Below are 26181 nucleotides of genomic sequence, written 5' to 3'. Positions count from 1 at the left end.
ACTACATGGTGAAGCAGTCGCCGCCGGCGGCTTTGACGTTGGTGCAGATCGTGTTGGCGTCCTGCAGGGAATTGGCGGGCACGCGGACACGGTAATAGATCCCCTTGGCGCCGAGATCGACGCGCTGGACTTCCATATTGGCGCCGCCGAAGAGCGGACCGAAGCGGTTGACCATGGCCTGGGCGCTGGCGCGGGCCTCGGCTTCGCTGCGCTGGGAGGCCAGCTGGACATAGGCCGGTGCATCATTGGGCAAGGCGTTGACTTCGACAGCCTGCGGAATGGCCGCAGCGGGTGGAGCCGACAGCTGCGACGCCGCGGGCGGCGGCGGCAGGGTGTTGCCGGTGGACACCGGACTATCGACCACGGCGTTGATCGGCGAGGTCGGCGCGGCGGCCTGCGCCACCAGCCCGGACGGGCGCAGACGCGGCACGGGTGCAGTCTTGCCCGCGACCGGATTGCCGGCCAGATCGACGGCCGGAACGGTGGAGCCGGGCGTCACCGGAACCACTGTGGCGGCTGGTGCTGGTGCTGGCGTCGGCGCGGGTGTCGCAGCCGGGGCTGGAGCAGGCGTGGCCAGCAGCTCAGGGCTGACGGGTTCGGCGCCGGGCACTTCGGGAACGTTGGGGCGCGCCACCGGCAAAATCGTGCTGCCGGCCACGCTATCGTCGCCACTGACAATGGTGCCATCGGGGCGCACGGTAACGGTGCGCACCTTGCGATTGGCGAGGCCTTCTTCGCTGACATCAGCCGTGGGCGGAGTCTGGGTGACCTCGTTGACGTCGGCCTGATCGCGGGAGACGAGTTGTTCTTCGGCCCCAGGGACCACGCCATTGATCTCGTTGAACACGATCGATTGCGACGCTTCAGCCTCGGCCGGAGCAGCCGGGGTTTCCTTGGACGGAGTGGCATCGGCAGTGAGCAGCGGCGCAGGACCGGCATCGCGGCCAAGGCCGAGCACCCAATAGAGCCCGAATCCAGCGGCCAAAAGCAGCGTTACCGCAACCAGCGGGCCAGCGGCAGCCCGGCTGATACCCAGGGCGCGCGGCGCGCGCTGACGCCTGGCAGCGATGGGCGCAGGCTCGTCGACTTCGGGGGCGTCAACCCAACCGATTTCGGCACCGGTCGCCTGGGCGGCGGCCATGATGGCTTCATCGGCGCCAGACAGCGAGCGCGCAGCGCTGGCTGCGTTATAGGCTGGTGTGGCGGGAATTGTAGGGGTGGCCAGGCTGCGTAGCGCCGGGCTCGGCGCTGGCCGCTCTTCGGCAACCGGCGCGGCCGGTTTGTCGAACTCGACCCGCATGGCGCGGCCGATGAGATTTTCGATCTCGTCGATCGGATCGCGGCCCAGATCATCATCCGGCGACAGCGGTGCGGCCGGTGCCGACGCAACGCTGGGCTCGATCGGAGCGGCGGCGCGAACCGGCGCCACGGGGGCGGGTTCGGCGACGACGGGGGTGACCGGCGGCGCCACTGGCGCGGTCCTTGTGGCGAGCCCAAATACCGGGGCCACCTTGAAGCGGTCCTGCTCGGGTGCCGCTTCAGCTTTCGGGGCAGCCTGCGGCTGAACCGGATGCGGGATTGGAGCAGGCGATGCCCCCTGCCCGCCAAAATCGGTACTGCTGGCCCGGCTCATGGCGGGTTGCGGTACAGGGGCCGGTTCGGCAGGCTTGACGGGTGCCGGTGCGGCAGGATGCGGATCAGCCGACAGCTCGGCCGCGATAAGATCGGCAATGCTGTCGTGGTCCTGCGCTTCGGGCGGCGCTACAGGCGCAGCTGCCGGTGCAGGCGGCGTCGGCCTCGGCGTCGGTGCGACAACCGGCTTGGAGCCACCAAGGTCAAAGTCGAAATGGAAAGGCTCTGGCGTCTCGACCACGGGATCGGGCCGGACACTTGTTTCGGCAACGCGCGGCGCAGGCGGCTCCGCGGCAGGCGGCGTCACTGCCGGGCGTTCAAAATCAAAACGCGGCGGCGGAGTCGGCTTGGGTGCATCGTCGCCGCCGGGAATACGGACCGAAAACGACGGCGCTGCCGCTGGGCGTTCGCCGGGGCGGGCATCCTCTGCCATGAGTTTGGCCAGCTCGGCGATCAGATCGTCGGCGGCGTCGGGTTGTCCGGCCATCGGCTGCGTTTTCGCTGTCATCAAGCAGCGCCCTCTAGATTGCGACTACGGCGCCCAAACAGGGGCATTGTGCCGGGAGTCATCATAGTAATACGCCCGAATTATGAAAGCTCCTCAGGCGCCGAGACGCCCAGAATAGCAAGTGCGTTCACGATTACCTGGCGCACAGCGTCGACTAGCGCGAGTCGAGCCAAAGTCAGCTTTGGGTCGTCAACGTTAACAAACCGTAACTGCGGGTCATCCTTACCCTTGGCCCAGAAGCCGTGGAGAGCCGCCGCCAGCTCATGAACATAGAAGGCAATGCGGTGCGGTTCATGGGCAATTGCGGCCGCAGTGACGGTGCGCGGCCAGGCGGCCAGCACGCGTACCAGGTCAAGTTCGGCCGGGGTAACGAGGCGATCGATTTCGGCAGCAGCCAATGCTGCCGGGGAGAAATCGAGCGCCGGCAGATCACGCGCGGCAGTCTTGAAGATGGAATAGGCCCGGGCATGGGCATACTGAACGTAGAATACCGGATTGTCCTTGGTCTGCTCCTTGACCACAGCAAAATCGAAATCCATCGCCGCGTCATTACGCCGATACATCAGCATGAAACGGGTGGCGTCGGCGCCGACTTCCTCGACCACGTCGGCCAGGGTCACCAGATCGCCGGAGCGCTTGCTCATCTTGAACGGCTCGCCGTTCTTGAGCAGGCGGACCAGCTGACAGATGCGCACATCCATATCGGCGGCATTAAGCGAGACGGCCTTGGTGGCCGCCTGCAGGCGCTTCACATAGCCCGAGTGATCGGCGCCGAGCACGTTGATCATGTGCTTGAAGCCGCGCAAGAACTTGTTGCGGTGATAGGCGATGTCAGCCGCGAAATAAGTGTAGGAGCCGTCCGACTTGATCAGCGCCCGATCGGTATCGTCGCCATAGTCCGAGGCGCGGAACAGCGTCTGCTCGCGATCTTCCCACTCTTCGGGCGTCTTGCCCTTTGGGGCTTCGAGGCGGCCTTCATAGACCATGCCCTGCTCGCGCAGCCAGGCCAGCGTGAGCTCGATATCGCCCCCCTGCCCGTGCAGCTGACGCTCCGAGAAGAACACGTCATGGTGGATGCCCAGGCGCGCCAGATCGGCCTTGATCAGCTCGAGCATGGCGACCAGCACCCGCTCCTTGACGAGGGCCAATGCCTCGCCGGCCGGCTTCGTCAGCAGCGTATCGCCGAATTCGTCCTTGAGCGCCTGCCCAACCGGGATCAGGTAATCGCCGGGATAGAAGCCGGGCGGGATTTCGATGGTTTCGCCCAGCGCCTGACGGTAGCGCAGCAGGGTGGAATTGGCGAGCGTGTCGATCTGGCTGCCGGCGTCATTGATGTAGTATTCGCGGGTCACCTCAAAGCCGGAATAGGCCATGAGGGAGGCGAGCGTGTCGCCAAAGACGGCGCCGCGCGTATGGCCGACATGCATCGGGCCGGTGGGATTGGCCGAGACATATTCGATATTGACCGGCTCGCCCTGCCCGAGCGTCGAGCGACCATAATCAGCGCCGAGCTGGCCGACAGAGCGCAGCACCTGGTGCCAGATCGGGTTGGCCAGACGGAAATTGATAAAGCCGGGGCCGGCGATTTCGACGGAGATCACGTCGGCATCGTGACGGAAATGTTCGATCAGGGTGGTGGCGATTTCGCGGGGATTTTTGCCCAGCGGCTTGGCCACGACCATGGCGGCGTTGGTGGACAGGTCACCATGGGCGGAATCGCGCGGGGGCTCGACCACGATGCGGGCCAGCAGGTCGGCGCCGACTTCGGGGTAGAGAACCTGCATCGCATTGGCGACGCGCGCGGAAAATAGAGCAAAAACGTCCATGACATACCTGAAGGCTAGGGTGGGCCGGGGTTAACGGAATTCCGGGCGAGCGTCAAACAGGCGCGCATATTCATCGAGGGCATAAGGGTCGGTCATGCCAGCAATAAAATCGGCCACGATGCGGGCGCGGGCGGCGCCAGTGACCGCCTGGCCGGCGTCGCCCCAGCGGCCCTGCATGTCGGCCTGCTCCATGTAGCGGGCGAAGAGGCGTTCGATCACCGCCTCGCTTTCGCGTACCGGGACCATGACGGCTTCGTGGCGATAGACGCGCTCGAAAAGGAAGGATTTAAGGCCGCGTTCGGCCGCCGCAGTATCGGAGGAGAAGGTGACGAGGGTTTTGCCGGCCGTGCGCACTTCTTCGGCCGAGGTGACACCGGCGGCGGCGATATTGGCTGTTGTGGTGGCGATCACGTCTTCGATGGCGCTGGTGATCAGGCGGCGCTGGACCTCGTGAGCCTGCCGGTTGGGCTCAATATCGGGATAGCGAGTCAGCACCTCGCGCACGATGGGACCGGCCAAAGCTACATCAGCCAGATCCGGCAGCACGATGAGGCCGGCGCGCAGGGCATCGTCGATATCGTGGGCGTTATAGGCCACATCGTCGGCAATGGCGGCAATCTGGGCTTCGAGCGAGGCGTGGCTGGCGAGGCGCAGATCGGCGATAGCAGGAATGTCGTCGAGGCCGCTGGGCAGGCCCTCGGCGGCGTAGCGGCCACAGGGCGTGCCGTCGACATGGATCAGCGGGCCGTTGTGCTTGAGAATGCCCTCCAGCGTCTCCCAGGTGAGATTGAGCCCGTCATGCTCGGCATAGCGGTTCTCCAGCCGGGTGACGACGCGCATGGCCTGGATATTGTGATCAAAGCCACCATAGGGCGCCATGGCGCGGTGCAGCGCGCGCTCGCCGGCATGGCCGAACGGCGTGTGGCCCAGATCATGCGACAGCGCGATGGCCTCGGCCAGATCCTCATCCAGGCGCAGGGCGCGGGCCATGGAGCGGGCCATCTGGCTGACTTCGAGCGTATGGGTCAGTCGATTGCGGAAATGGCGGCCCTCGTGATGCAGGAACACCTGGGTCTTGTGCTGCAGCCGCCGGAAGGCGGTGGAATGGATGATGCGGTCGCGGTCGCGCTGATATTCGGAGCGGGTTGGGCTCGGGCCGGCGCCGTAGAGACGGCCGAGCGACAGTGCAGGTTTACTGGCGTAGGGGGCGGTATCGCTCATCGGTGCTGACAAGGCCCTTTTCATTTTCGGCAAGAGTTACTATTTTAGCCTGACCGTTATGACATTACGGCTAGGACCTGAGAATGACCGCCACCGCCCTTGCCTCCCCCCAAGTCGTTTTGACCGACCGCGCCGCCAAGCGCGTTTCGCGCATTCTTGCGAAAGAGCCCGAAGGGACGGTGCTGCGCATCTCGGTGGCGGGGGGCGGCTGCTCCGGGTTTCAGTATGAATACAACCTCGTACAGGAAAAGCCGGCGGGCGACGACATCGTTTTGAGCAAGGGCGACGCCGTGGTGCTGATCGATTCGATGAGCCTGGAGTTCATGGGCGGGGCGGAAATCGACTATGTCGATGATCTGATCGGCCAGTCCTTCCAGATCAAGAACCCCAATGTGGTGGCCTCTTGCGGCTGCGGCACCAGCTTCGCCGTCTAGCCTCTTGCTGGTTCGACCGAGACTTCGCATAAGTTTCCGCGAGGGAGTTTTGCCATGTCTCAGTCGGTCGACAGCGTTATCGATGCCGCTTTAGCCAACAAGAAAATCGTCGGCATGGAAGTGCTGGCAACCCAGCACGGCAAGGTGATCTATCACCGGGCGGCGGGGCATTTTGACCGCGAAGCCGGCATCCCTATGCCCAAGAACGCTATCTATCGACTGGCGTCGCTGACCAAGCCCATTGTGGCGATGACGGCGCTGGCGATGATCGAGCGGAGCCTGCTGCAGCTTGACGATGCGGTATCGAGCCACCTGCCCTATTTCACCCCACGCTCGCCCGACGGCAGCTTCGGCGATATCCGCGTCCGTCACTTGCTGACCCATACGGCCGGGCTCGGCTATGGCTATCGGGGCGACCCGGAGCTCACCACCGGCCTGCAGGATACCGATCTTGACCACGAAGCCAATTTCACCCGCCTGGCCCGCCAGCCGTTGCTGTTCGCCCCCGGTACGGCGTGGAATTATTCCACAGCCACCGATGTGCTGGGCGCGGTGCTGGCCAAGGTGCATGGCACGACACTGGCCGATGCGGTGCGCCACTATGTGACCGGCCCGCTGGGCATGAGTGACAGTAATTTTTCGGTAGGCGACGTCGAGCGGCTGGCCGTGCCCTATGGCGACGACGCGCCGGAGCCGGCGCGCATGACGGCGCGACACTCGATTCGCGATGCAAATGGCGACGAGAAGATTTTCGCGCCGAACCGCATCTTCAATCCCAAGGCGTTCCAATCGGGCGGCGCGGGCATGGCCAGTACGGCCAGTGATTTTCTGCTGCTGCTGGAGGGATTGCGCAGCGGTGGGCAGGGAATCATCGGCAGCGAACTGCTGACGGCGGCGATGAGTAACCAGATCGGCGAGCTGCCCCGCGATGCCGGGCGACGTTTTGGCTATCTGGGAGCCATTGTGGCCGATCCTGTGGCGGCGGAAACACCGGAAGCGGTGGGAAGCGTCAATTGGGGCGGGGTCTATGGCCATTCCTGGCTGGTTGATCCGGCCAACGGGTTTATAATGATCTCCATGAGCAATACGGCGCTCGAAGGCTGCACCGGGCGCTATCCCCGCGACGTTCGCGATGCGCTCTATGCCGATTTTGTTCGCCGCCCCTAGTTCGGAGTTCTCCCATGCGCATCGCCACCTGGAATATCAACGGCATCAAGGCCCGGTTGGAAGTGCTGCTGCGCTGGCTGGAAGAAGAAAAGCCCGACATCGTGGTGCTGCAGGAGATCAAATCGATCGACGAAGCGTTCCCGCGGGCCGAGATCGAGGCGCTGGGCTATAATCTGGAAACGCATGGCCAGAAGAGCTGGAATGGCGTCGCCATCCTGTCGCTGCTGCCGTTTGACGAAGTGACGCGCGGCTTGCCGGGCGACGATGCAGACGAGCAGGCGCGGCTGATCGAGGGCGTGTTCTCGGTGGAGAGCGGCGTGGTGCGGGTTTGCGGGATTTACCTGCCCAATGGTAACCCGGTGGATACCGAAAAATTCCCCTATAAGCTGGGCTGGATGCGGCGGCTGGAGGCCTTTGTCGCCGAACGGCTGGCGCTGGAAGAACCCTTTGTGTTGCTGGGCGACTTCAACCTCATTCCCGAGCCAATTGATGCGCATGATCCCAAGGCGTGGTGGGGCGACGCCCTGTTCCGACCGGAGAGTCTGGAACGCTGGCGTACCCTGAGCCATCTGGGGCTGACCGATGCGTTGCGGGCGACCACGGCCGAACCGTCCTATACATTCTGGGACTTCCAGGCGGGCGCCTGGCGGCGCAATGCCGGCATCCGTATCGACCATCTGATGCTGTCGCCACAGGCGGCCGACCGGCTGCAGGATGTGACGGTGCATAAGGATGTGCGCGGCTGGGACAAGCCGAGCGACCACGTGCCGGTGGAAGGGCAGTTCGCGTTTTAGTTTCCCGCGGCTGATCGGCGGGAAGCTTAGAAGCCGGCGAATTGCGGGGCGATGCTGTCGGCGAGGGCGAGGGCTTCGGTGTTCTGCTCGGGGGTGGCGTGGGAGACGGCGCGGTTGAACATCTCGTCGATCCAGGCCGCATCACCGGTGCCGGCACAGCGCTGCTGGGCGATGGCCAGCCACATCAGGCCTTCCACCGGCTGGGCTTCAATGCCGTCAACGCCGTTGAACAGCATATCGCCGAGATGGGCCTGGGCCGGGCAATGGCCCTTACGGGCGGCCAGCGAGAACCAGCGGGCGCTTTGCAGTGGGTTGATGCCCATTTCGTCGGCGCGGGTGTAGAGCAGGCCAACGCGATACTGGGCATCGGCATCGCCGAAATAGGTGGCGGCATGCAGCAGCAGAGCGTGCGAGCGTTCGGCATCGACGGGGATGCCGGCGCCGGGCAGGCCCTGACGGTAATAATCGCCAACCTTGACGAAGGATTGCGCCACAATATCGGCCTCGACGCCCTTGGGCGCGGCATCGGCATGCTGGTTGGCAATCTGGGCGAAATAGCCAAAGGCCTTGACCGGGTCACGGTCGACGCCTTCGCCATTCTCATACATCGTGCCCAGCTGCCACATGGCCATCGGCTGACCGGCGTCGGCGGCATTTTCGAGCGCCGCCAGCAGATCATCACCCGAAATACCGCCCCCTGCCCCGTCCAACATGTTGGCCATGTTGAGCGCAGCATCAGCAGCGGTCTGGGCGTGCACGGGCAGGATCGACGCCGCAATGGCGAGAAACGCTGCCGTGGTCACGGAAATCAGGGAGTGGTCCCTAACGGTCCGCATCATACTCCTTTTGCTCGCCGGGCGATTGGCGAGCCATGTTCCCGAAGCCGGTGTTTCGGCTCCACTGCGCGCGCCAGCCAAAACGGCGACGCTGCCAAATCTTGTGCCCAATCTAGCCCCTGCATCGGGCAGGGAAAGCGAGTGTTAACAATTTGGTAAACTCCGTTTGTGACCGCATTCGGCCGAGCGCGTGGCGCTCGGAAGGTATTGCCTTGGCAGGCGCTACCGGTCTCATCGTCGTTTCACCGTCAAACCGGCGCAAAACCGAGCCCTTGCCTGCCACAAAGCAGAATCGGGCTGGATCGTCGCGGCCGGGTTGCGGCCTCAAAGGGAGAAAAACGCGCAAGAACACGGATTCCTCCGCATCGCTTGCAGTCATCCGCCCCCAGATGCCTACACCGTCTCGTGTATGGGGAGATTGTGGCGACAAACATCGCCAAATGGTTGCCGCAGGGGGCAGTGAAATCGATTCATACGGGCTGTTGCGGAATCGTCACATATGGGTGGTGGGAGGGGAGGCCCCTGCTATCGGGGCTCTCCGTCACCCCCTCGTAGCCTCCCCCATCAAGGGGGAGGTATCGTTTGGTGGGCCGGGCTAGATGGTGCCCGTCAGCTCAGGCGCTTGAGGGCTTCGGTGATGTGGTGGCGGCGTTCGATGGCGGCGTCGCGGCGGGCTTTTTGCTCTTCGATGACTTCCTCGGGCGCCTTGGCGACGAACTGCTCGTTGCCGAGCTTCTTGTCGATCTGGGCGATCTCGGCGTCGAGCTTGCCGACTTCCTTTTCGAGGCGGGCCTTTTCGACGGCGATGTCGATGACGCCGGCCAGCGGCAGGGCCCAGGTGGCTTCGCCGACGACGAACTGGGCGGATTCGCCCGGAACGGTCGATTGTGGCGAGATTTCCTCAAGGCGAGCCAGCCGGGTGATCAGCGAGGTGCCGGCGACGAGACGGCGCAGGGTTTCGTCCCCTGCCCCGACCACGACCATTTGCAGCTTGGCGCTGGCGGGCACGTTCATTTCGCTGCGGACCGAGCGGACATTGGTGATGACGTCGATCAGCCATGTCAGTTCGGCATCGGCGGCCGGGTCTTCGAGGCCGGCCAGATCGGGCCATTGGCTCAGAATCAGCATCGCTTCACGAGCCGGCCCGAATTTGCCGGTTTCCGCCCACAGCTCTTCGGTGACGAAGGGCATGAAGGGATGCAGGATGGCCAGGATCTGATCCAGCGCCCAGGCAGCGGTGGCGCGGGTTTCGGCCTTGGCGGCTTCGTTTTCGCCCATGAAGACGGGCTTGGCGAATTCGACATACCAGTCGCAGAAGGTGCCCCAGACGAAGTCATAGGCGGCGTTGGAGGCTTCGTTGAACTTGTAGTCGACAATGCCCTGGGTGACGGCGGCAGCGGCGCGGGCGGTGGCGCCAACGATCCAGCGGTTGAGCGGGAGCGTATTGGCCTTGGGATCGTAGCCGTCGACGCGGCGGCACTCGTTCATTTCGAGGAAGCGTGCGGCGTTCCAGATCTTGGTGACGAAGTTGCGATAGCCCTCGACGCGCTGCAGCGACAGCTTGAGGTCGCGGCCCTGTGCAGCCATGGCGGCCAGGGTGAAGCGGGTGGCGTCGGCGCCGTACTGGCCGATGAGCTCCAGCGGGTCGATGACGTTGCCCTTGGTCTTGCTCATCTTCTGGCCCTTTTCGTCGCGGACCAGCGCATGCATGTAAACCGTGTGGAACGGCTCTTCATCCAAAAACTCAAGACCCATCATCATCATTCTGGCAACCCAGAAGAAAATGATGTCGAAGCCGGTGACCAACACGTCAGTCGGGTAGTAGCGGCGCAGCTCGGCGGTCTCGTCAGGCCAGCCCAGAGTGGAGAAGGGCCAGAGTGCCGAGGAGAACCAGGTGTCTAGCACGTCTTCGTCGCGGGTGATGGTCGTCGGCGCGCCGTAATGCGCGTCGGCCTGAGCCTGGGCTTCGGCTTCGCTGGCGGCGACAAAGGCGTGGTTATCCGGGCCGTACCAGGCTGGAATTTGATGGCCCCACCACAGCTGGCGCGAAATGCACCACGGCTTGATGTTTTCCAGCCAGGCGAAATAGGTGTTTTCGTATTGCTGGGGCACGAATTTGGTGCGGCCTTCGCGGACGGCAGCCATGGCGGGCTGGGCCAGCACGTCGGCCTTGACCCACCATTGGTCGGTCAGGAAGGGCTCGATGACAACGAGTTTGGACTTCTCGTCATGCGGCACCATGATTTTCTTGTCCTCGATGTGATCGAGGCCACGGGTCGGGTTTTCTTCAGCCAGCGCGGTCAGGTCGGCGACGATGGCCTTGCGGGCGGCAAAGCGATCCATGCCGCGATAGGCGGCGGGGATGAACTCGTCGGCGATGATCTCGCCGCGCGTGGTGAAGACGTTGATCTGCTCGAGATTGTTGCGAACGCCGACTTCGAAGTCGTTGAAATCATGGGCCGGGGTTATCTTGACCGCGCCGGTGCCGAGCGCCGGATCGGCATAGTCGTCGGCAACGATGGGAATGCGGCGACCGACCAGCGGCAGGTCGACAAACTTGCCGACCAGCGACGCGTAACGCTCGTCTTCGGGATGCACGGCAATGCCACTATCGCCGAGCATGGTTTCCGGGCGCGTGGTGGCGACGATGATGTAGTCGCGGGTTTCCCACTCGGTGGGCTGGCCCTCTTCGTCATGCGCGATCGGGAACTGGTAAGTGACGCCATCGGCCAGGGGATAGCGCAGGTGCCACATGTGGCCCTTGATCTCGATGTTTTCGACTTCGAGATCGGAGATGGCGGTTTCGAGACCCGGGTGCCAATTGACCAGGCGCTTGGCGCGATAGATCAGGCCGCGCTGGTGCAGTTCGACAAACACCTTGGTGACGGCACGGACCATCTGATCGTCCGGCGCGCCGTTTTCGCCCATGGTGAAGCGTTCGCGGGAAAAGTCCGCCGAGGCGCCCAGGCGCTGCAACTGATTGAAAATAGTGCCGCCGCTTTCGCCCTTCCATTCCCAGACGCGCTCAAGGAATTTCTCGCGGCCCATCTCGCGGCGGCCGGGAAGCTGGCGCTCCATCAACTGGCGCTCGACGATCATCTGGGTGGCGATGCCGGCATGATCCATGCCCGGCTGCCACAGCACGTCCTTTTTCAGCATCCGGTTAAAGCGCACCAGAATGTCCTGAATGGTGTTGTTCAGGGCGTGGCCGATATGCAGCGAGCCGGTGACGTTGGGCGGCGGGATGACAATGGTGAAAGTCTCGGCGCCGGGCGCGGCTCCGGCCCCGGCGGCAAAGGCATTCGCCTTGAGCCAATCGGCATAGATACGGGTCTCGACGGCGCCGGGCTCATAGGACTTTTCAAGCATGGATCACTCGCAACAGCAGCGACAAGCCAAGGGAGCCTTCTCAAGTGAGAAGGGATTGGCGGGCCGAACAAATAGGTTGGCTGACTTCAATCAAATGCGCGGGGTGCGGTCAACAGGAACACACGCATGGCTATGCCCCGCCCGGCAACAGCCGGTCGGCTTGGAAACAGGCGGAGCCCCGAGGCGGCGACCGCCTCGATGTAATGTAAAATAGTGAGACGGCAATCGCCTCGGGGCGTCGGGTTTTTCTCGGAAGGCAGACCGCAAGCCCCAGCATGGACCCGTAGCCCCATGCCAGAAAGCCCCATCCGCGCAGCCCAGGGCGGAGCGCGACCTCCACCCTCCCGACCGTCAATCCGGACACCGGTCGCTGCAGCGCCGCCTGTATCCCGGAAGATGAGGGGGAGTATGCGGGAGGAATTGGGGGCGGGGATAAGATGGATAAGTGGGGGCAGGAAGATGGATCACCGGGACAGGCCCGGTGATGACGGTGGTGGGTGCGTTCGCAAGTTTAACCCGGATCGTCACCCTCGGGCTTGACCCGAGGGGGTTGCAATTGCTGCGGTACGGGAAGTGTAGAGCCCTCGGGTCAAGCCCGAGGGTGACGTGCGGAGGCAATTGTGGTCACTGCAGCTGCAGTCGACACCCTCCCCCTTGCGGGGAGGGATCAAGGGTGGGGGTGGTTTGGTCGGGATACCGGGGCTCTCGTACCCCCTCCCGGCTCGATGACGGACTTAGCGAAGAGCTAAGTCCTATCTCGCTCTCCCTCCCCGCAAGGGGGAGGGTGAACCCGGTGGGTGGACGGCTAGAGTTCGCCGCGGGAGATACGCGAAATTTCTTTTTCGACCATGCGCTCAACGACGGAGGGCAGGTTTTCGTCCAGCCATTCCTTGAGCATGGGGCGCAGCATGTCGCGCATCAGCGACTCGATGGTGGCGCCGGAATTGCCGAGGCCAAGGCCATGCAGCCGGGTGATCGAACTGCGAACCGCAGCCTGGGTGGCGGGCTCGAGCAATTGATCGGCCATGTCGCTGGACAGGGTCGGATCGGGGAGCGGCGCGGCCTGGGCGACGCTGGCCAGCGGGCGCGGCGGCGGCTCGGGGGCCACGAAAGCGGGAGCCGGCGGATCGAAAGCGGGAAGCTCTTCTTCTTCCTCGTCTTCGATGGAGGTCAGGTCGAAGGCAATATCATCGGGATCGACCAGCTGCGGCGCGGCAGCAACGGGCTCCTCGTCGACAGCGGTATCGGCCAGGATGGAGTCAAAGCTGAAACCACCGACATCGTCATCGCCCGCATCGACGATCTGCGCCGGCGACAGGGCCAGCGGCTCGATATCGTCAAGCATGTCGCTGAGGTCGCGGTCGATCGAATCGGCCATGGGGCGGGCGGGTGCGGCCTGCATCGGCGGTGGCGCCGCCTGGATGGAGGGTCGACGCGGCACCCCGGCGGCATCGTCATCAGCAATGATCTGCCGGATGGACGACAGGATTTCGTCCATAGAGGGTTCTTTGGGTGCCGGCTTGTTCATCAGTGCCTCTTACTCGTGCGCGCCCGTACCAGTCAGCGCCCTCCGCCGGAGGCGACTGAGCTGATTCGTCACCAACACCTTAAACCCGGTTGCCACAATTAGGAATCGCTGAGGCTGTCCACAAGCAGGTCTTCCACTAAAACTTGTGGCCGGGAATGACCCGGCCACCAATTCTGGATGTTGGAGCGTGACGACTTGCGCCGAGGCAGCTCTAATCGGCGACGGTGCGCAATTCCTGCCAGACGTCTTCGACGACCTGATTGTAATGCACGGCCGACTTGACCTCGACATTGAGCGCCAGATCGGTGGCGGTGAGGCGGCCCATGGCGGAGAGCAGCGAGAAGGTGGCGATCACCTTATTGGTGGAGGCGTTGATCAGCCCCTCGCGCGCCGTGGTCAGCTCGGCCTGGGCGTTGAGTACGTCCAGCGTGGTGCGGGTGCCCAGATCGCGTTCCTGAATCACGCCATCCAGCACGGTGCGGCCGGCCGAAACAGCGGCGTTGGCGGCGGAAATCTGTGCGTCGGCGCTCTGGATGCCGGCCCAGGCGGAAATCACCGCTTCGCGAATCTGGTCATAGGCCGACATGGCGTCGACCTCGGATTTGATCTGCTCGATATTAGCCTTGCGCACATTGGCGCCGATGGCGCCGCCGGCATAGATCGGCACGGTGATCTGGAAACCCAGCTTGCCGCCAACGCCCTGAGCGCCACCGACACTGCTGAAACCGGTGCCAATCGTGCCCGAAACGCTGGCCGAAGGACCGAAGCTGGCCTGGGCCGCATCGCTGCCGGCCTGCGCGGCGCGGATGGCGGCCTTGGACAGCAGGATTGCCGGATGGCCGACTTCGGCCTCGGACATGGCCGCCTGCAGCGAATTGGGAATGAGACGGCCGTAATTATGCGCCGGCTCGAGGTTTTTCGGCGCCACGCCAACATAGCGCTGGAAGGTCGCCTGGCTCATTTCGAGGCTGCTCTGTGCGGCGCGATAGGTCGCGTCACCCTGGGCCAGCCGGGCTTCGGCCTGCGCCACATCGATCCGAGTACCCTCGCCTACTTCGAGACGATCGCGGGCGGACTGGAGCTGGGCCTGGAAGAAATTGGTGTTTTCCTGGCGCAGGGCAACCAGCTGGCGATCGCGCAGCACCGACATATAGGCCTGGACGACGGCGAGCAGCACGTTCTGCTCGGTATTGCGGATCTGGTATTCAGCCGCCTCGGCGCCGGCGCGGGCGGCCTCGATCTGGGCGTCGGTTTTGTAATTGTCGAAAATAGTCTGGTTGTAGGAGAGGCCCGCGGTCACCGACTGGGAGGCGGCAAAGCTGCCGCCAGCGGTGGTCCAGTCATAGCTGCCGCCGAGCGAGGCGCCGATGGTCGGGCGTTTGCCGGCATTTGCCAGCGCCACATTTTCTGCCGAGGCCTTGGCACTGAGCAGCGCCGCCTGCAAATCGGGAGCATGATCATAGGCGATCGTCAGCGCCTGGGTGATCGACTGAGCCTGCGCAGCGCCGACCGAAGCGGCTGCCAACGCCAGGGCCAGACCGCTGACCACCAATTTTCCGCGTAGACCCATTGCCCGACTCCAATAACCCCAGAACTTTATGCGCGGCAGATAGGGTTCACAATCAGCCATAGCAATCATTACCGAACATTCGTGTACGATTAGTCCACCGTCGTGCTCCACAGGTCACACCGGCGGCGGTATTTTCTCAAAAAACGAAGACTTGATCCGCTGGCGCCGTAACCAGCGGCGGCAAAAACGCATTGAACTCGGCGCGGGCCGTGACCTTGCCGCCGGATTTGACGAACACATTGGCCACCGCGACGCCGCCCGACGCCACCATGGCGACCAGACGACCACCATCCTTGAGCGCATCGATATAGTCCTGAGGCACGCTCGCAAGTGCGCCCTGCACCATGATGACATCGAAGCGCGCCTTGCCGAATTGGCCGACGGCGCCGGTCACCACGCTGGCATTGCTCAGGCCGCTGGCTGCCAGATTGGCGGCGGCCTGGGCGGCCAAAGCGGCGTCGGCTTCAATGCCGATAACGCTGGAGGCCAGGCCGGCGATCACCGCGGTGGAATAGCCGGTGGTGGCGCCGATATCGAGTGCGGCGTCGGTTTCGGCGATGTCGGCAAGCTGCAGGAGTTTACCCAGCGTGGCCGGCGCAGCCATGAAGCGGCTGGCGCCCCGGGCGCCGAACCAGTGGATATCATCGACATAGGCGATGTCGCGGCGGCTGGCGGGGACGAAATTCTCGCGCGGCAGGGCTCGCATCTGCCCCAGGATACGCACATTGATGACGCCGCTGGTGTGCAGCTGGCTATCCACCATGTGGGCGCGTGCGCGCTCGAAATCGACCATCAAAACCGCCCTGCCCGCAAGTTCATATGCCGGACGTGAATATCGTCCGCGCGCCGGGCTGACAAGCGGTGAGATGCAATCAGTGCAAAGTGTTGAACAGACTGGGGATAATTCGGCAGACCAGTGGATTGATCAAACTCTTGCCGAATTCGCGACACCTATGGGACAGGTCAGGAATGGCACCGGGTCCCCCCGGTCTTAACATTGTTCATATTGAGAGCATAATTCATGAAGTCGATATTGATTGCCGCCGGTCTGTCGCTGGCACTGTTGGGTGCAGCACAAGCGCAGGACGTGATTCGCCACACCACGCCTGGCTCCAATTTCCCCATCGCCCGGGCGGTAGAAGTGCCGGCCGGCATGACCACGGTCTATCTGAGCGGTGCGGTGCCGTCGGTGATCGACAGCGCCGCTGATCGTTCGACCACTGCCGCCTTTGGCGACATGGAAGCCCAGACCGTCAGCGTGCTGCAATCGATCGAAAAGTCGCTGGCTGACCTGGACCTCACCATGGGCGACGTCATCAAGATGCAGGCATTTCTGGTGGCGCCCGATGGAACGCCGGTGGATTTCCAGGGCTTCATGAAGGGCTACAGCCAGTTCTTCGGCACTGAAGCCCAGCCCAATCTGCCATCCCGCTCGGTGATGACCGTTGCGGGCCTGGTCAGCCCCGGCTGGCTGGTGGAAATCGAAGTGACCGCAGTTCGCCCCTAAGACCCATCACCATGGCCCGGCGCTTCCCAGAAGCCCGGGCCATGCGCTTTGGCGAGCCTGACGCTGAGGCGCTGCGGGCAAAATAGCAATGTGGGGAAATAATTGGAGGCCACGTCCGGAATTGAACCGGAGTACGCGGATTTGCAATCCGCTGCGTAACCACTCCGCCACGTGGCCTCACATGCGCAGTACCTATTGGACTGCATTGGCTTATGCAAGACCCCGGCGATTGGACGGTGAATTTTCTGAACAGGTCGCTGCGGATCGAGCAAATAGCGAAGGCCCCGGCGTTTCTGCCGGGGCCTTCGCTATTATTAGATCATCGAGCGGTTTTCAGCCTTGGCCTGCAGCCAGTCGGCGTGGAAGGCGCGGACGAGGTAGAACAGCACGAATGCGACGATCACGGGGAAAGCCAGCACATAGGCGGTGAGAAGAATGGGGGTCATGAGATTTCCTTTCAGGATTAACGGCTGGACGACGCGGCGAGAATTTCCGCCTCATCGAAATTGCCGGTGTTTTTCGCGATGGAAGAGAAGTCGAAATTCATGTCGCTGCGCCATGACATCAGGGTGCAGATGATGGCGCTGATGGCGTAGGCCAGCAGCGAAGCGGTCAGCACCGGATAGGCATGCAGCGCACCGATGCCGAACGGCGCCACAGCGATGATGGCGACCACGCCGACGATGCGGGCCACCTTGCCGCCGAAGAAACCGAAGGCCATCAGCCCGGCAACCACGCCGACCCCGATCACCGCCAGGATGTCGGAGACAAAGGCGACGGGACCGACCAGTTCGATGAAGCCGAAGCGCACCGGGAAGAACACGGCGAGCGCAACCAGCACCGAGGTGGTGAAGGCCGGATTGGTGACCTTGTTCCAGTAGAAGCTGGCAATCACCGGGAACACCAGAGCGCCCCAGATCGCACCGACCAGCACCAGCAGGTCCAGAATGTTGAACTTGTTGCTGGCAAAGAAGAGCGCGACGATCGTGGCGACGATCATGGTGATACGGCCGATCAGCAGCATCAGCTTGGGATTAGCCTGGTCCTTTTTCGCCAGGTTCCGCCCATAGATATCGGCCATCATGATGGACGACAGTGCAGAGAGGTCGGAGTCGGCAGTCGAGGCGAGCGAGCCGATGATCATGATGAAGAAGATGCAGAGGAAACCGATATTCAGATAGCTCGAGGCGAGCTGCGGAATAAGGTTGTTGGCATCACCATCCAGCGGCTCGACGCCGAGATAGAGCGCGAGCACGCCCAGAATGCCGACCCCGATTACCGTGGCGCCATAGCCGATAGTGGCGGTGACGAAGGTGCGCTTGATCATGTCCTCGCGCACGGCGAACAGCCGCTGGGCGATCGTCTGGTTACCGATGGCATAGGCCAGCACGGCGGCGATATAGGGCGCGCCCTGGTTCATGAAGGCATCGGAAGAGAAGAACGAGCTTTGCTGGGCCGTCAGATTGACTGCGCCGACAACGAAGATCTCCGTCCCGCCGGCGGCAAAGAACACAGCCGGCACAATGATCACCACCGCGCCAAGCATGGCCACGACCTGAATGAAGTCAGTCAGGATGGATGCACGCAGACCGGACCACAGGGTGTAGAGCAGCACGCCGCTGCCAACCATGAGAATGCCGGCGGTGAAGGATAAGGGGGAGAGCATGGCGATCAGCGCGCCGCCCGCGATGAAATTGGAGGTCAGGCTCAACAGGCTCCCCAGAATATTGGAGCCCGCCAGGATCAACTGGCTGGATTGGCCATGCCGCGCATGCAGGATTTCGGCGAGAGTATGGGCTTTGGGGGCGAGGCTGCGGATGCGCTTGCCGAAGGGGTAGATGAACAGGATCATCAGAGCGCCCCAGAGGCCGTAATGGATGGGGCCGGAGACGCCATAAGTGTAGCCAGAGGTGGCTGAGGCGTAGAGGGAGGAAGCCCAGATCCAGGTGGCGGTCATCGACGCGGCCGAGACGCCAAGTCCGACATTATTGCCGGCAGTCATGTAATTGTCGGCGTTTTCTTTCTTCTTACCAATGGAGAGGGAGATAAAAAACGTGCCGCCGAAAAAGATCAGGAGCAGGAAAAGAGTTAGGGGTGTCCCTAATTGTTGGAGTTGCATTTAGCCTCTTGGTGGCGTTGCTGTTTAATCCGATGCGCAAACGGCAATAGCGTAGCCAGCAACAAAAAGTTGCGGCACATCGGGGCTCGGTTTGGGTGCCAACTGACTGCTGACAACGAGGACGGCGAAGCCATCCAAAAGGACGAACGAGAACAGGTCGCTCATCAGAGTTTGCTGCCACGCAGCCCGCTCTACATATAGGCAGTGACCACAAAAAGCTACCCTTCGCCCCAAAACAGCGCGATTTAGGCCCAGATTTGGCCCAAAAAGCGGCGCTGGCGGGCGGCGCGGGGTCGCCGCGCAGCGATGCGGTTTATGGCTTCACCACTGCGGCAGGCTTGCTTAGGTTGCTCCCAAGGACATGGGGACGCAGCGGTGACAGAACAAGCGGCAATCGGCGCGGGACAGCGCAATTACTTCCAGCCCATCATGGCCGGAGCGCTGGCGGCCATTGTGGGCTATGCGAGCACCTTCACCCTGGTGCTGGCGGCGCTGACGGCCACCGGAGCCTCGCCGCAGCAGGCGGGTTCGGGACTGATGAGCGTGTGTATCGCCATCGGCATTCTCAACATCGTGGTCAGCGCGCGGGTCAAGCTGCCGGTGAGCTTTGCCTGGTCGACGCCGGGCGTGGCCTTCATCCTGACGGTGGGCGAACCAGTCGGGGGATTTCCGGCCGTGGCGGGCGCGTTCCTGGTGGCGGCAGTGCTGATTATACTGACCGGGCTGATCAAGCCGCTGGCTCGGCTGATTGCGGCGCTCCCTGCCCCGCTGGCCAATGCCATGCTGGCCGGCATGCTGCTGACATTGTGTCTCGCACCGATCCAGGCGGTGGCGGAAATGCCGGCGCTGGCGCTGCCGATTCTGTTGGCATGGATGCTCGGGCTGCGCTTTGCCAAGCGCTATGCGGTGCCGATTGCCGTGGTGGTGACCGGCATTGTGCTGGCGAGCACGACGAATCTGCCGCCGGGAGCGCTGGATGGCAGTTGGCCCAGCCTGGTGCCGGTGATGCCGGTGTTCACCATGGATGCGATTCTGCGCATCGGGCTGCCGCTCTATATCGTCACCATGGCATCGCAGAATCTGCCGGGTCTGGCGGTGATGCAGGCCAATGGCTATTCGGTGCGGCCGGCGCCTCTGTTCGTGCTGACGGGAATCGCCAGCGCGATTACCGCGTTTTTTGGCGGCCATAGCAGCAATCTGGCGGCGATCACGGCGGCGATCTGCGCCGGGCCGGAGGCGCATCCCGACAAGAATCACCGCTGGCCGGCGCCGATCTCGGCCGGCGTGGTGTATCTGCTGCTGGCACCGGGCGCGGCGCTGGCGGCGGCTTTCATCGCCGCATCGCCACCCTTGCTGATTCAGGCCGTGGCGGGGCTGGCGCTGCTATCGAGCCTGGCGGCGGCGCTCTCGGGCGCGCTGGTGCAGGAAGAAACGCGGCTGCCGGCGATTCTGACCTTTGTCACCACCGCCTCGGAAATCACCATAATGGGAGTCGGTGCACCGTTCTGGGGGCTGGTGGCCGGCATCGGCATGCTGCTGCTGTTGCGGTTCGGGCTCAAACCGGCGCTCGGGACCACCGGCAAGTGAACCTGCCGCATGGCGTGATCATTGCCGGCGGCCAGGGCGCACGACTGGGCGGGGTGCGCAAAGCGGATCTGCGTGTCGGCGGGAAACGGCTGCTGGAGCGGGTGACAGTGGCGCTGGGCGGAGTGGCCACGCCGCTGATGGTTTCGACCGGGCCTGATTCTGGCCGCGCGGTGTTGTCAGGCGATTCCCTTGCGGTGGGTGATCTGCCGGGACCGGTGGGTGGACCGCTGGCCGGATTGGCCGCTGCTGTGGATAACTTGCAGCGGCGCGGCATTCACGCGGGGCTGCTGATTTCGGTGACGGTGGATACGCCATTCCTGCCGGGTGACTTTGTCACGGTGATGCAGGCGCGCTTGGGCGATGCGCCGGCTGCCTACGCGGCCTGGGGCGCGGAGTTCTATCCGCCCAATGCCATCTGGCAGCTTGCGGCGCTGACTGGCCTGCCACAGCAGGTATTGCGGGGCGAAGGCCCGAAAAGCCTCAAGGCGCTGCATGAAGCACTGGGCGCGCGGCGGGTGGATTGGGCGCCTCGCCACAACGACAACCCATTTGCCAATCTCAACACGCTGGCCGATCTGCTCTCGCTGGAAAGATTGGCCCGCGATAAGCCGCTCTAACCACAACTAAAATGATTAGCCTGCAAATGGGGCTTGGCAAACCAAATCAAGTTCGCTAAACGGACCTCGCCTTCACCCAGAAGGCATCTGAAATGTGTGTTCCGCGATAGCTCAGTTGGTAGAGCGTTCGACTGTTAATCGAATGGTCGCTGGTTCGAGTCCAGCTCGCGGAGCCATTTCTTCCTACCCCCAATTCCACCTTGCCCCGCCATTGCCAGCGCCACTTCGGCGCGGTAGGGCTGCGTGTCATTCAGGCATTGGATTTTTCCCCCATGGACGCCGTTTCGAGCAAGACCGCACCCGCAGCGGTGCAGCGGGCATCGCTCATCATCATTCTGGCGGTCAGCGCCTCCCACCTGCTCAACGACCTCATGCAGTTCCTGTTGCCGGCGCTCTATCCGCTGCTCAAGGACGCCTATGGGCTGGACTATCTGCAGATCGGGCTGATTACCCTGGCCCAGCAGATGACCGCCTCGCTGCTGCAGCCGCTGGTCGGCTATTACACCGACCGCAATCCCAAGCCGTTTGCGCTGGCCGTCTCCATGCTGTTCGCGCTGGCGGGCGTGGTGCTCATCGCCACGGCCAATAATTTCGGCCTGTTGATTCTCGCGGCCATGATCGGCGGCGTCGGCTCGGCCATTTTCCATCCCGAAGCATCGCGTGTGGCGCGGCTGGCATCGGGCGGGCGGCTGGGCTTTGCCCAATCGCTGTTCCAGGTCGGTGGCAATCTGGGCACTTCACTCGGACCGCTGGCCGCAGCCTATTTCCTGCTGCCGCGCGGGCAATCCAGCACGATCTGGTTTGCGCTCGTGGCGATTACCGGACTGGTGATTCTGAGCGCGGTGGGCCGCTGGTATGCGGCGCATCAGCGGGCGAACATCGGCAAGCCGGTGGCCAAGGTCGCGCGGCAGGTGCTGTCGCCGCGCCGGCTGACGGTGGCGTTCCTGGTCATCGGGGCGCTGCTGCTGAGCAAATATGTCTATATTTCCTCGATCACCAGCTATTACAGCTTCTTCATCATCGAGAAATTCGGGCTGAGCGCCGAGGAGGCGCAGCTTTATCTGTTCCTGTTCCTTGGGGCGATTGCGGCCGGCACCTTTATCGGCGGCCCGGTCGGCGACCGGTTCGGCCGGCTCACCGTCATCTGGTATTCCATTCTGGGCGCCCTACCCTTCACGCTGCTGCTGCCCCATATGAATTTGACGGGCACGGCAATCGTCAGTGTCGCGGTCGGGCTGATCCTGTCCTCGGCGTTTTCGGCCATCGTGGTCTATGCGCAGGAACTGGTGCCGGGCAAGGTGGGCATGATCTCGGGTTTCGTGTTCGGCTTTGCCTTTGGTATCGGCGCCATCGGCGCGGCGGTGCTGGGGCTGCTGGCTGACCATATCGGCATCATCACCGTCTTCGGCATCTGCGCCTTCCTGCCGTTCCTCGGCATCCTCACCATCTTCCTGCCGCGCTCGGCAGAACTGCATCGAGACACCCCATGAGCAATGGTAGCCATACCGACGAAGCCAGCCAGATCACGCTGACCCGCACCATCGACGCCCATATCGACGACGTGTTCGCCGCCTGGACCGACCCGGCGCTGATCGAGCAATGGCAGGCCGACGAAGCCGAACTCGATGCCTTCGAGGGCGGAGAATACAAGTTCACCACCTTTGGCGACGACGAAGACCCCGAGGACCACACGGTCAGCGGGGAAATCCTGCAATTCGTCGAAAACGAGAAGCTGGTGATGTCGTGGGTCCACAAGGATGACGACGAGGACGGGGAAGAGCTGATCTTCGTGCTGGAAGTGAGCTTCAAGGCCATTGGCGACGAGCAGACCAGCGTCACCATCACTGAACGCGGGCTGGCGCATAGCGATCCGGAATCGCGCATCTTTTCCATCGAAGCATGGAGCTCCGCATTGGAGCATCTGGCCGAGGTGATGGAATAGAGCATTCCTGACGCGGAATGATTTTCTGCTTCCTGGCGGTTGGCGCATTGCGGTTGCGCGCCAGCACGTCGGGGTGGAAAGCCGTGCCGCCAGAGGTGGTTGTGGCTTGCGGCCCAAGGGAGCGCCCCCTAGCATCCGATCTTTGTAAGATTTTCCAGATCGATCCATGGCCAAGCATCAAGACCTTATTTCCGCCATCGGCAACACGCCGCTGATCCGCCTCAACCGAGTATCCGAACGCACCGGCTGCGATATCTGGGGCAAGGCGGAATTTCTCAATCCCGGCCAGTCGGTGAAGGATCGCGCGGCGCTGTTCATCATCCACGATGCGGTGAAATCGGGCGCGCTGAAGCCCGGCGGCACTATTGTCGAGGGCACCGCGGGCAATACCGGCATCGGGTTGACGCTGGTGGCCAATGCGCTGGGCTTCAAATCGGTGATCGTCATCCCCGAGACGCAGAGCCAGGAAAAGAAGGACGCGCTGCGCCTCTATGGCGCCGAGGTCATCGAGGTTCCGGCCAAGCCGTATAAAGACCCCAATAATTACATCAAGATTTCTGGCCGGCTGGCCGAGAAGCTCAATCGCGAGCTGCCGGGCGGCGCGATCTGGGCCAATCAGTTCGACAATGTTGCCAATCGCCGGGCGCATGCCGAAACCACCGGGCCCGAAATCTGGCAGCAGACGGCGGGACGGATCGACGGCTTCATCTGCGCCGTCGGCTCGGGCGGCACGCTGGCCGGTGTGGCGCAGGCGCTACGGGCGCGTAGCGAGGACGTCAAAATCGGCCTCGCCGACCCTGAAGGCGCGGGCCTGTACAACTATTATGCCCATGGCGAGTTGAAATCCTCGGGCAATTCGATCACCGAGGGCATCGGCCAAGGCCGCATCACGGCCAATCTGGAAGGGCTGACGATCGACAATCCCTACCAGATTTCCGATGCCGAGGCCCTGCCCTATATTTTCGACCTGCTCGAACATGAGGGCCTGTGCCTGGGCGGCTCCAGCGCCATCAATATCGCCGGCGCCGTGCGCATGGCCGAGGATTTGGGGCCGGGCAAGACCATCGTCACCGTGCTGTGCGACTATGGCAATCGCTATGCCAGCAAGCTGTTCAACCCGGTCTTCCTCCACGACAAGGGCCTGCCGGTGCCAAGCTGGCTGGAAGGGCGCACGCCGCTGGATATTTCCAGTGTGATCGCGGCGGACTGAGCCGCCACCACGCGCGGGATTGTTCAATGGCTGCGGGCTGATAGAGTGGCGCCTCACAACTCTGGCGAGGCGCCTTGATCGGTATCGGCGACATCTTAAAAGCAATCATCGCCGACCTGCATCTGGTCGCGGCCATTACGGCTGCCGTTTACCTGCTCGCCTTTACCTGCGCCGTGCGCGAAATCATGGTGTCGCGCACCTCGCAGGGTTCCATCGCCTGGATCCTGGCGCTGGCGCTATTGCCGGTGCCCACGGCATTTTTCTATCTCATCTTCGGCTGGAAGGCGTTTGACGACTACGCCACCGACCGCATTCGCAATGGCCGCGCGGCACGGCCGCTGCGCGCCAAGGATCTGGCACTGATCGACCGCGAAACCAGCCATAAATGGCCGGTGCAGACCAAGGTTTCCGAAGTGCCGTTTCTCAACGGCAATGAGGTCGAGTTGCTGGTGGATGGCAAGGCGACCTTCGATTCGATCTTCGAGGGCATCGCCAAGGCCAAGACCTATCTGCTGGTGCAGTTCTATATCGTCCGCGACGATGCGCTGGGCAAGGAACTGGCCGAGCGGCTGATCGAGCGGGCCAATGCCGGGGTGCAGGTATTCCTGCTATATGACGATATCGGCAGCAGCGGCATGCCCAAGCGCTATCGGGCGCAATTGCGTGAGGCCGGCATTCGCGTCGCCGGCTTCAACCAGCGACACAAATTCCTGCGCTTTTATGGTCCGACCCGGATCAATTATCGCAACCATCGCAAGATCGTCGTGGCGGACGGCGAACATGCGTGGGTCGGCGGGCATAATGTGGGTGTGGAATATCTCGGCGAGAACCCCAAATTCGGGCATTGGCGCGACACCCATGTGCGGGTTTCCGGTCCGGCGGCACTGGGCTGCGCCCTGCTGTTCCGCGAAGATTGGGAATGGGCCACCGGCGAAACCCTGCCTGCGGTGCCGCCTGAAACGGTGGAAACGCCGGGCGACCAGTCGGTGCTGGTGATGGGCAGTGGGCCGGCGGACAAGCTTGAAGAATGCGCCATCGCCTTTACCGACATCATCGGCCGGGCGCGCGAGCGACTATGGATCGTCAGCCCCTATTTCGTGCCTGATACCGATATCCGAACGGCCTTGTTCGCGGCCAAGCTGCGCGGTGTCGATGTGCGGGTGATGCTGCCCAACGCGCCGGACCATAAGCTGGTGTGGCTGGCGAGCATCGCCCATGCCGACGCCATGATCGAGCATGGCGTGTCGATCTATCGCTACCAGAACGGCTTCCTGCACCAGAAAGTGGTGCTGATGGACGACCAGATCGCCTCCATCGGCAGCGTCAATTTCGACAACCGCTCCTTTGCCATCAATTTCGAGATCACGCTGTGGTTTGCCGACAAGCAGACCATCGACAATGTGGAAGCCATGCTGATCGAGGACTTCGAACAGTGTCGCCAGGTCGACATGGACGAGGTCCGCAACCGCACCGTCCCGATGCGCTTCCTGACCCAGGCCGCACGCCTGTTCTCCCCCGTCCTCTGAGATTTTTGCCATGACCGAATTTCTGTTCCGCGACGACAGCTATCTGCAAGCGGTATCCGCCATTGTGACGGCACTGACCGAGGAGGGCGGCATCGTGCTGGACCGGACGGTGTTTTATGCCGCTTCGGGCGGGCAACCGGGGGACAGCGGGGATATAAGGCGGGCGGATGGTTCGACGATCAGCATCGCCACGGCAGTGCATCCAGAGGGCGACAAGACGCGCATCGTGCATGTGCCGGCCGAGGGGCAAGCCCCGGTTGCGGTGGGCGAGACGGTGGAGGCGGTTATCGACTGGGAGCGCCGCTACCGGCTGATGCGGATGCATACGGCGCTGCATCTGCTGAGTGTGGTGTTTCCGTTTCCGGTGACCGGCGGCTCGGTGGGCGACGACAAGGGGCGGCTGGATTTCGACATGCCAGCGGTGCCTGACGACCTTGCCGAGCTGGAGGCTGCACTCAATGCCATGGCGGCGGGTCAGCACGCGGTGAGCCATGAATGGATCAGCGATGACGAGATGGCGGCCAATCCGGACCTGATCAAGACCATGAACGTCAAGCCGCCGATGGGCCAGGGCCGCGTGCGGCTGATCCGCATCGGCGATGTCGACTTGCAGCCCTGCGGCGGCACACATGTGCGCAACACGAGTGAAATCGGTGCGCTCAAGCTGGGCAAGATCGAGAAAAAGGGCAAGCAGAACAGGCGCGTAAGCCTGTTGTTTGCGGAATAGATTCCGGTTGGGGCGTCCAGCCCACTCGATGTCATCCCGGCCTTGAGCCGGGATCCATCCT

At 63.1% G+C, this 26181-nt stretch carries 22 protein-coding genes and 2 tRNA genes; 12 read left to right on the top strand and 12 right to left on the bottom strand.

Annotation, left to right across the window (positions count from 1 at the left end; translation table 11 throughout):
* Position 1: 1 nt before the first annotated feature.
* From ACX3OW_RS20890 to ACX3OW_RS20880, 3 genes are all read right to left on the bottom strand, one after another.
* Positions 2-2140, bottom strand: coding sequence for an SPOR domain-containing protein (locus ACX3OW_RS20890; RefSeq protein WP_459097718.1), 2139 nt, complete (start codon positions 2138-2140; stop codon positions 2-4).
* Between the two features lie 80 nt (positions 2141-2220).
* On the bottom strand, positions 2221-3966 hold the full coding sequence (gene argS / locus ACX3OW_RS20885) for an arginine--tRNA ligase (protein WP_459097717.1): 1746 nt from the start codon (positions 3964-3966) through the stop codon (positions 2221-2223).
* Between the two features lie 30 nt (positions 3967-3996).
* On the bottom strand, positions 3997-5211 hold the full coding sequence (locus ACX3OW_RS20880; protein WP_459097740.1) for a deoxyguanosinetriphosphate triphosphohydrolase: 1215 nt from the start codon (positions 5209-5211) through the stop codon (positions 3997-3999).
* A 59-nt stretch (positions 5212-5270) separates the two neighbouring features.
* On the opposite strand from ACX3OW_RS20880, the gene ACX3OW_RS20875 reads away from it, so the two are divergent.
* From ACX3OW_RS20875 to xth, 3 genes are read left to right on the top strand one after another with little or no spacing between them, the layout of a single operon-like run.
* The gene (locus tag ACX3OW_RS20875; RefSeq protein ID WP_459097716.1) at positions 5271-5621 is read left to right on the top strand and encodes a HesB/IscA family protein; all 351 of its coding nucleotides are present in this window, start codon (positions 5271-5273) and stop codon (positions 5619-5621) included.
* Between the two features lie 54 nt (positions 5622-5675).
* Positions 5676-6788 carry a serine hydrolase domain-containing protein gene (locus ACX3OW_RS20870; RefSeq protein ID WP_459097715.1) on the top strand — a complete coding sequence of 371 codons (1113 nt, stop codon included), beginning with the start codon at positions 5676-5678 and terminating at the stop codon, positions 6786-6788.
* A 14-nt stretch (positions 6789-6802) separates the two neighbouring features.
* Positions 6803-7582 (top strand): exodeoxyribonuclease III, encoded by a 780-nt coding sequence (xth, locus tag ACX3OW_RS20865; protein ID WP_459097714.1) that lies wholly within the window; start codon positions 6803-6805, stop codon positions 7580-7582.
* 26 nt (positions 7583-7608) lie between these two features.
* Here xth and ACX3OW_RS20860 read toward each other — a convergent pair whose 3' ends face one another.
* The 5 genes from ACX3OW_RS20860 to ACX3OW_RS20840 form a co-directional block, all read right to left on the bottom strand.
* A complete protein-coding gene (locus tag ACX3OW_RS20860; RefSeq protein WP_459097713.1) occupies positions 7609-8421 on the bottom strand; it encodes a tetratricopeptide repeat protein in 813 nt (270 codons plus the stop codon).
* Positions 8422-9027: 606 nt separating this feature from the next.
* The gene (locus tag ACX3OW_RS20855; protein ID WP_459097712.1) at positions 9028-11787 is read right to left on the bottom strand and encodes a valine--tRNA ligase; all 2760 of its coding nucleotides are present in this window, start codon (positions 11785-11787) and stop codon (positions 9028-9030) included.
* Positions 11788-12592: 805 nt separating this feature from the next.
* Entirely contained in the window at positions 12593-13315 is a 723-nt protein-coding gene (locus ACX3OW_RS20850; protein WP_459097711.1) for a PopZ family protein, read from the bottom strand.
* Positions 13316-13526: 211 nt separating this feature from the next.
* Positions 13527-14885 (bottom strand): TolC family outer membrane protein, encoded by a 1359-nt coding sequence (locus ACX3OW_RS20845; protein ID WP_459097710.1) that lies wholly within the window; start codon positions 14883-14885, stop codon positions 13527-13529.
* A gap of 136 nt (positions 14886-15021) precedes the next feature.
* Positions 15022-15678 (bottom strand): protein-L-isoaspartate O-methyltransferase family protein, encoded by a 657-nt coding sequence (locus tag ACX3OW_RS20840; RefSeq protein WP_459097709.1) that lies wholly within the window; start codon positions 15676-15678, stop codon positions 15022-15024.
* Between the two features lie 228 nt (positions 15679-15906).
* Between ACX3OW_RS20840 and ACX3OW_RS20835 the strand changes: the two genes are divergently transcribed.
* On the top strand, positions 15907-16392 hold the full coding sequence (locus ACX3OW_RS20835) for a RidA family protein (RefSeq protein ID WP_459097708.1): 486 nt from the start codon (positions 15907-15909) through the stop codon (positions 16390-16392).
* Between the two features lie 103 nt (positions 16393-16495).
* Here ACX3OW_RS20835 and ACX3OW_RS20830 read toward each other — a convergent pair.
* From ACX3OW_RS20830 to ACX3OW_RS20815, 4 genes are all read right to left on the bottom strand, one after another.
* A tRNA-Cys gene (locus tag ACX3OW_RS20830) sits at positions 16496-16569 on the bottom strand.
* 137 nt (positions 16570-16706) lie between these two features.
* Complete coding sequence (locus ACX3OW_RS20825) at positions 16707-16838, bottom strand: putative transporter small subunit (RefSeq protein ID WP_459097707.1); 132 nt, start codon at positions 16836-16838, stop codon at positions 16707-16709.
* 17 nt (positions 16839-16855) lie between these two features.
* Complete coding sequence (locus ACX3OW_RS20820; RefSeq protein ID WP_459097706.1) at positions 16856-18511, bottom strand: sodium:solute symporter family protein; 1656 nt, start codon at positions 18509-18511, stop codon at positions 16856-16858.
* A gap of 24 nt (positions 18512-18535) precedes the next feature.
* On the bottom strand, positions 18536-18676 hold the full coding sequence (locus tag ACX3OW_RS20815; RefSeq protein ID WP_459097705.1) for a hypothetical protein: 141 nt from the start codon (positions 18674-18676) through the stop codon (positions 18536-18538).
* A gap of 210 nt (positions 18677-18886) precedes the next feature.
* Between ACX3OW_RS20815 and ACX3OW_RS20810 the strand changes: the two genes are divergently transcribed.
* From ACX3OW_RS20810 to ACX3OW_RS20775, 8 genes are all read left to right on the top strand, one after another.
* Complete coding sequence (locus tag ACX3OW_RS20810) at positions 18887-20098, top strand: benzoate/H(+) symporter BenE family transporter (RefSeq protein WP_459097704.1); 1212 nt, start codon at positions 18887-18889, stop codon at positions 20096-20098.
* Positions 20095-20715: a molybdenum cofactor guanylyltransferase gene (gene mobA, locus ACX3OW_RS20805; RefSeq protein WP_459097703.1), complete on the top strand. Its 621-nt coding sequence runs from the start codon at positions 20095-20097 to the stop codon at positions 20713-20715. Before ACX3OW_RS20810 ends, mobA begins: the two co-directional genes overlap by 4 nt.
* Before the next feature lie 100 nt (positions 20716-20815).
* Positions 20816-20891: transfer RNA gene (locus tag ACX3OW_RS20800), tRNA-Asn, on the top strand.
* A gap of 96 nt (positions 20892-20987) precedes the next feature.
* The gene (locus ACX3OW_RS20795; protein WP_459097702.1) at positions 20988-22205 is read left to right on the top strand and encodes an MFS transporter; all 1218 of its coding nucleotides are present in this window, start codon (positions 20988-20990) and stop codon (positions 22203-22205) included.
* Positions 22202-22657, top strand: a complete 456-nt coding sequence (locus ACX3OW_RS20790) for an SRPBCC family protein (RefSeq protein WP_459097701.1) — start codon at positions 22202-22204, stop codon at positions 22655-22657. The genes ACX3OW_RS20795 and ACX3OW_RS20790 overlap by 4 nt, the downstream gene beginning before the upstream one ends.
* Before the next feature lie 166 nt (positions 22658-22823).
* Complete coding sequence (locus tag ACX3OW_RS20785) at positions 22824-23867, top strand: cysteine synthase A (RefSeq protein WP_459097700.1); 1044 nt, start codon at positions 22824-22826, stop codon at positions 23865-23867.
* A gap of 74 nt (positions 23868-23941) precedes the next feature.
* Entirely contained in the window at positions 23942-25393 is a 1452-nt protein-coding gene (cls, locus tag ACX3OW_RS20780) for a cardiolipin synthase (protein WP_459097699.1), read from the top strand.
* Positions 25394-25403: 10 nt separating this feature from the next.
* Positions 25404-26120, top strand: coding sequence for an alanyl-tRNA editing protein (locus ACX3OW_RS20775; RefSeq protein WP_459097698.1), 717 nt, complete (start codon positions 25404-25406; stop codon positions 26118-26120).
* The last annotated feature ends 61 nt before the right edge of the window (positions 26121-26181 follow it).

It is taken from the genome of Devosia sp. A449, from assembly GCF_054489375.1.
This window is presented reverse-complemented; position numbering and strand designations above follow the sequence as displayed.

What these genes read in the sequence shown, in the direction of transcription:
- ACX3OW_RS20890 (WP_459097718.1), bottom strand. Translation starts at nt 2,140, where the DNA reads ATGACAGCGAAAACGCAGCCGATGGCCGGACAACCCGACGCCGCCGAC.
- argS (WP_459097717.1), bottom strand. Translation starts at nt 3,966, where the DNA reads ATGGACGTTTTTGCTCTATTTTCCGCGCGCGTCGCCAATGCGATGCAG.
- ACX3OW_RS20880 (WP_459097740.1), bottom strand. Translation starts at nt 5,211, where the DNA reads ATGAAAAGGGCCTTGTCAGCACCGATGAGCGATACCGCCCCCTACGCC.
- ACX3OW_RS20875 (WP_459097716.1), top strand. Translation starts at nt 5,271, where the DNA reads ATGACCGCCACCGCCCTTGCCTCCCCCCAAGTCGTTTTGACCGACCGC.
- ACX3OW_RS20870 (WP_459097715.1), top strand. Translation starts at nt 5,676, where the DNA reads ATGTCTCAGTCGGTCGACAGCGTTATCGATGCCGCTTTAGCCAACAAG.
- xth (WP_459097714.1), top strand. Translation starts at nt 6,803, where the DNA reads ATGCGCATCGCCACCTGGAATATCAACGGCATCAAGGCCCGGTTGGAA.
- ACX3OW_RS20860 (WP_459097713.1), bottom strand. Translation starts at nt 8,421, where the DNA reads ATGATGCGGACCGTTAGGGACCACTCCCTGATTTCCGTGACCACGGCA.
- ACX3OW_RS20855 (WP_459097712.1), bottom strand. Translation starts at nt 11,787, where the DNA reads ATGCTTGAAAAGTCCTATGAGCCCGGCGCCGTCGAGACCCGTATCTAT.
- ACX3OW_RS20850 (WP_459097711.1), bottom strand. Translation starts at nt 13,315, where the DNA reads ATGAACAAGCCGGCACCCAAAGAACCCTCTATGGACGAAATCCTGTCG.
- ACX3OW_RS20845 (WP_459097710.1), bottom strand. Translation starts at nt 14,885, where the DNA reads ATGGGTCTACGCGGAAAATTGGTGGTCAGCGGTCTGGCCCTGGCGTTG.
- ACX3OW_RS20840 (WP_459097709.1), bottom strand. Translation starts at nt 15,678, where the DNA reads ATGGTCGATTTCGAGCGCGCACGCGCCCACATGGTGGATAGCCAGCTG.
- ACX3OW_RS20835 (WP_459097708.1), top strand. Translation starts at nt 15,907, where the DNA reads ATGAAGTCGATATTGATTGCCGCCGGTCTGTCGCTGGCACTGTTGGGT.
- ACX3OW_RS20825 (WP_459097707.1), bottom strand. Translation starts at nt 16,838, where the DNA reads ATGACCCCCATTCTTCTCACCGCCTATGTGCTGGCTTTCCCCGTGATC.
- ACX3OW_RS20820 (WP_459097706.1), bottom strand. Translation starts at nt 18,511, where the DNA reads ATGCAACTCCAACAATTAGGGACACCCCTAACTCTTTTCCTGCTCCTG.
- ACX3OW_RS20815 (WP_459097705.1), bottom strand. Translation starts at nt 18,676, where the DNA reads ATGAGCGACCTGTTCTCGTTCGTCCTTTTGGATGGCTTCGCCGTCCTC.
- ACX3OW_RS20795 (WP_459097702.1), top strand. Translation starts at nt 20,988, where the DNA reads ATGGACGCCGTTTCGAGCAAGACCGCACCCGCAGCGGTGCAGCGGGCA.
- ACX3OW_RS20790 (WP_459097701.1), top strand. Translation starts at nt 22,202, where the DNA reads ATGAGCAATGGTAGCCATACCGACGAAGCCAGCCAGATCACGCTGACC.
- ACX3OW_RS20785 (WP_459097700.1), top strand. Translation starts at nt 22,824, where the DNA reads ATGGCCAAGCATCAAGACCTTATTTCCGCCATCGGCAACACGCCGCTG.
- ACX3OW_RS20775 (WP_459097698.1), top strand. Translation starts at nt 25,404, where the DNA reads ATGACCGAATTTCTGTTCCGCGACGACAGCTATCTGCAAGCGGTATCC.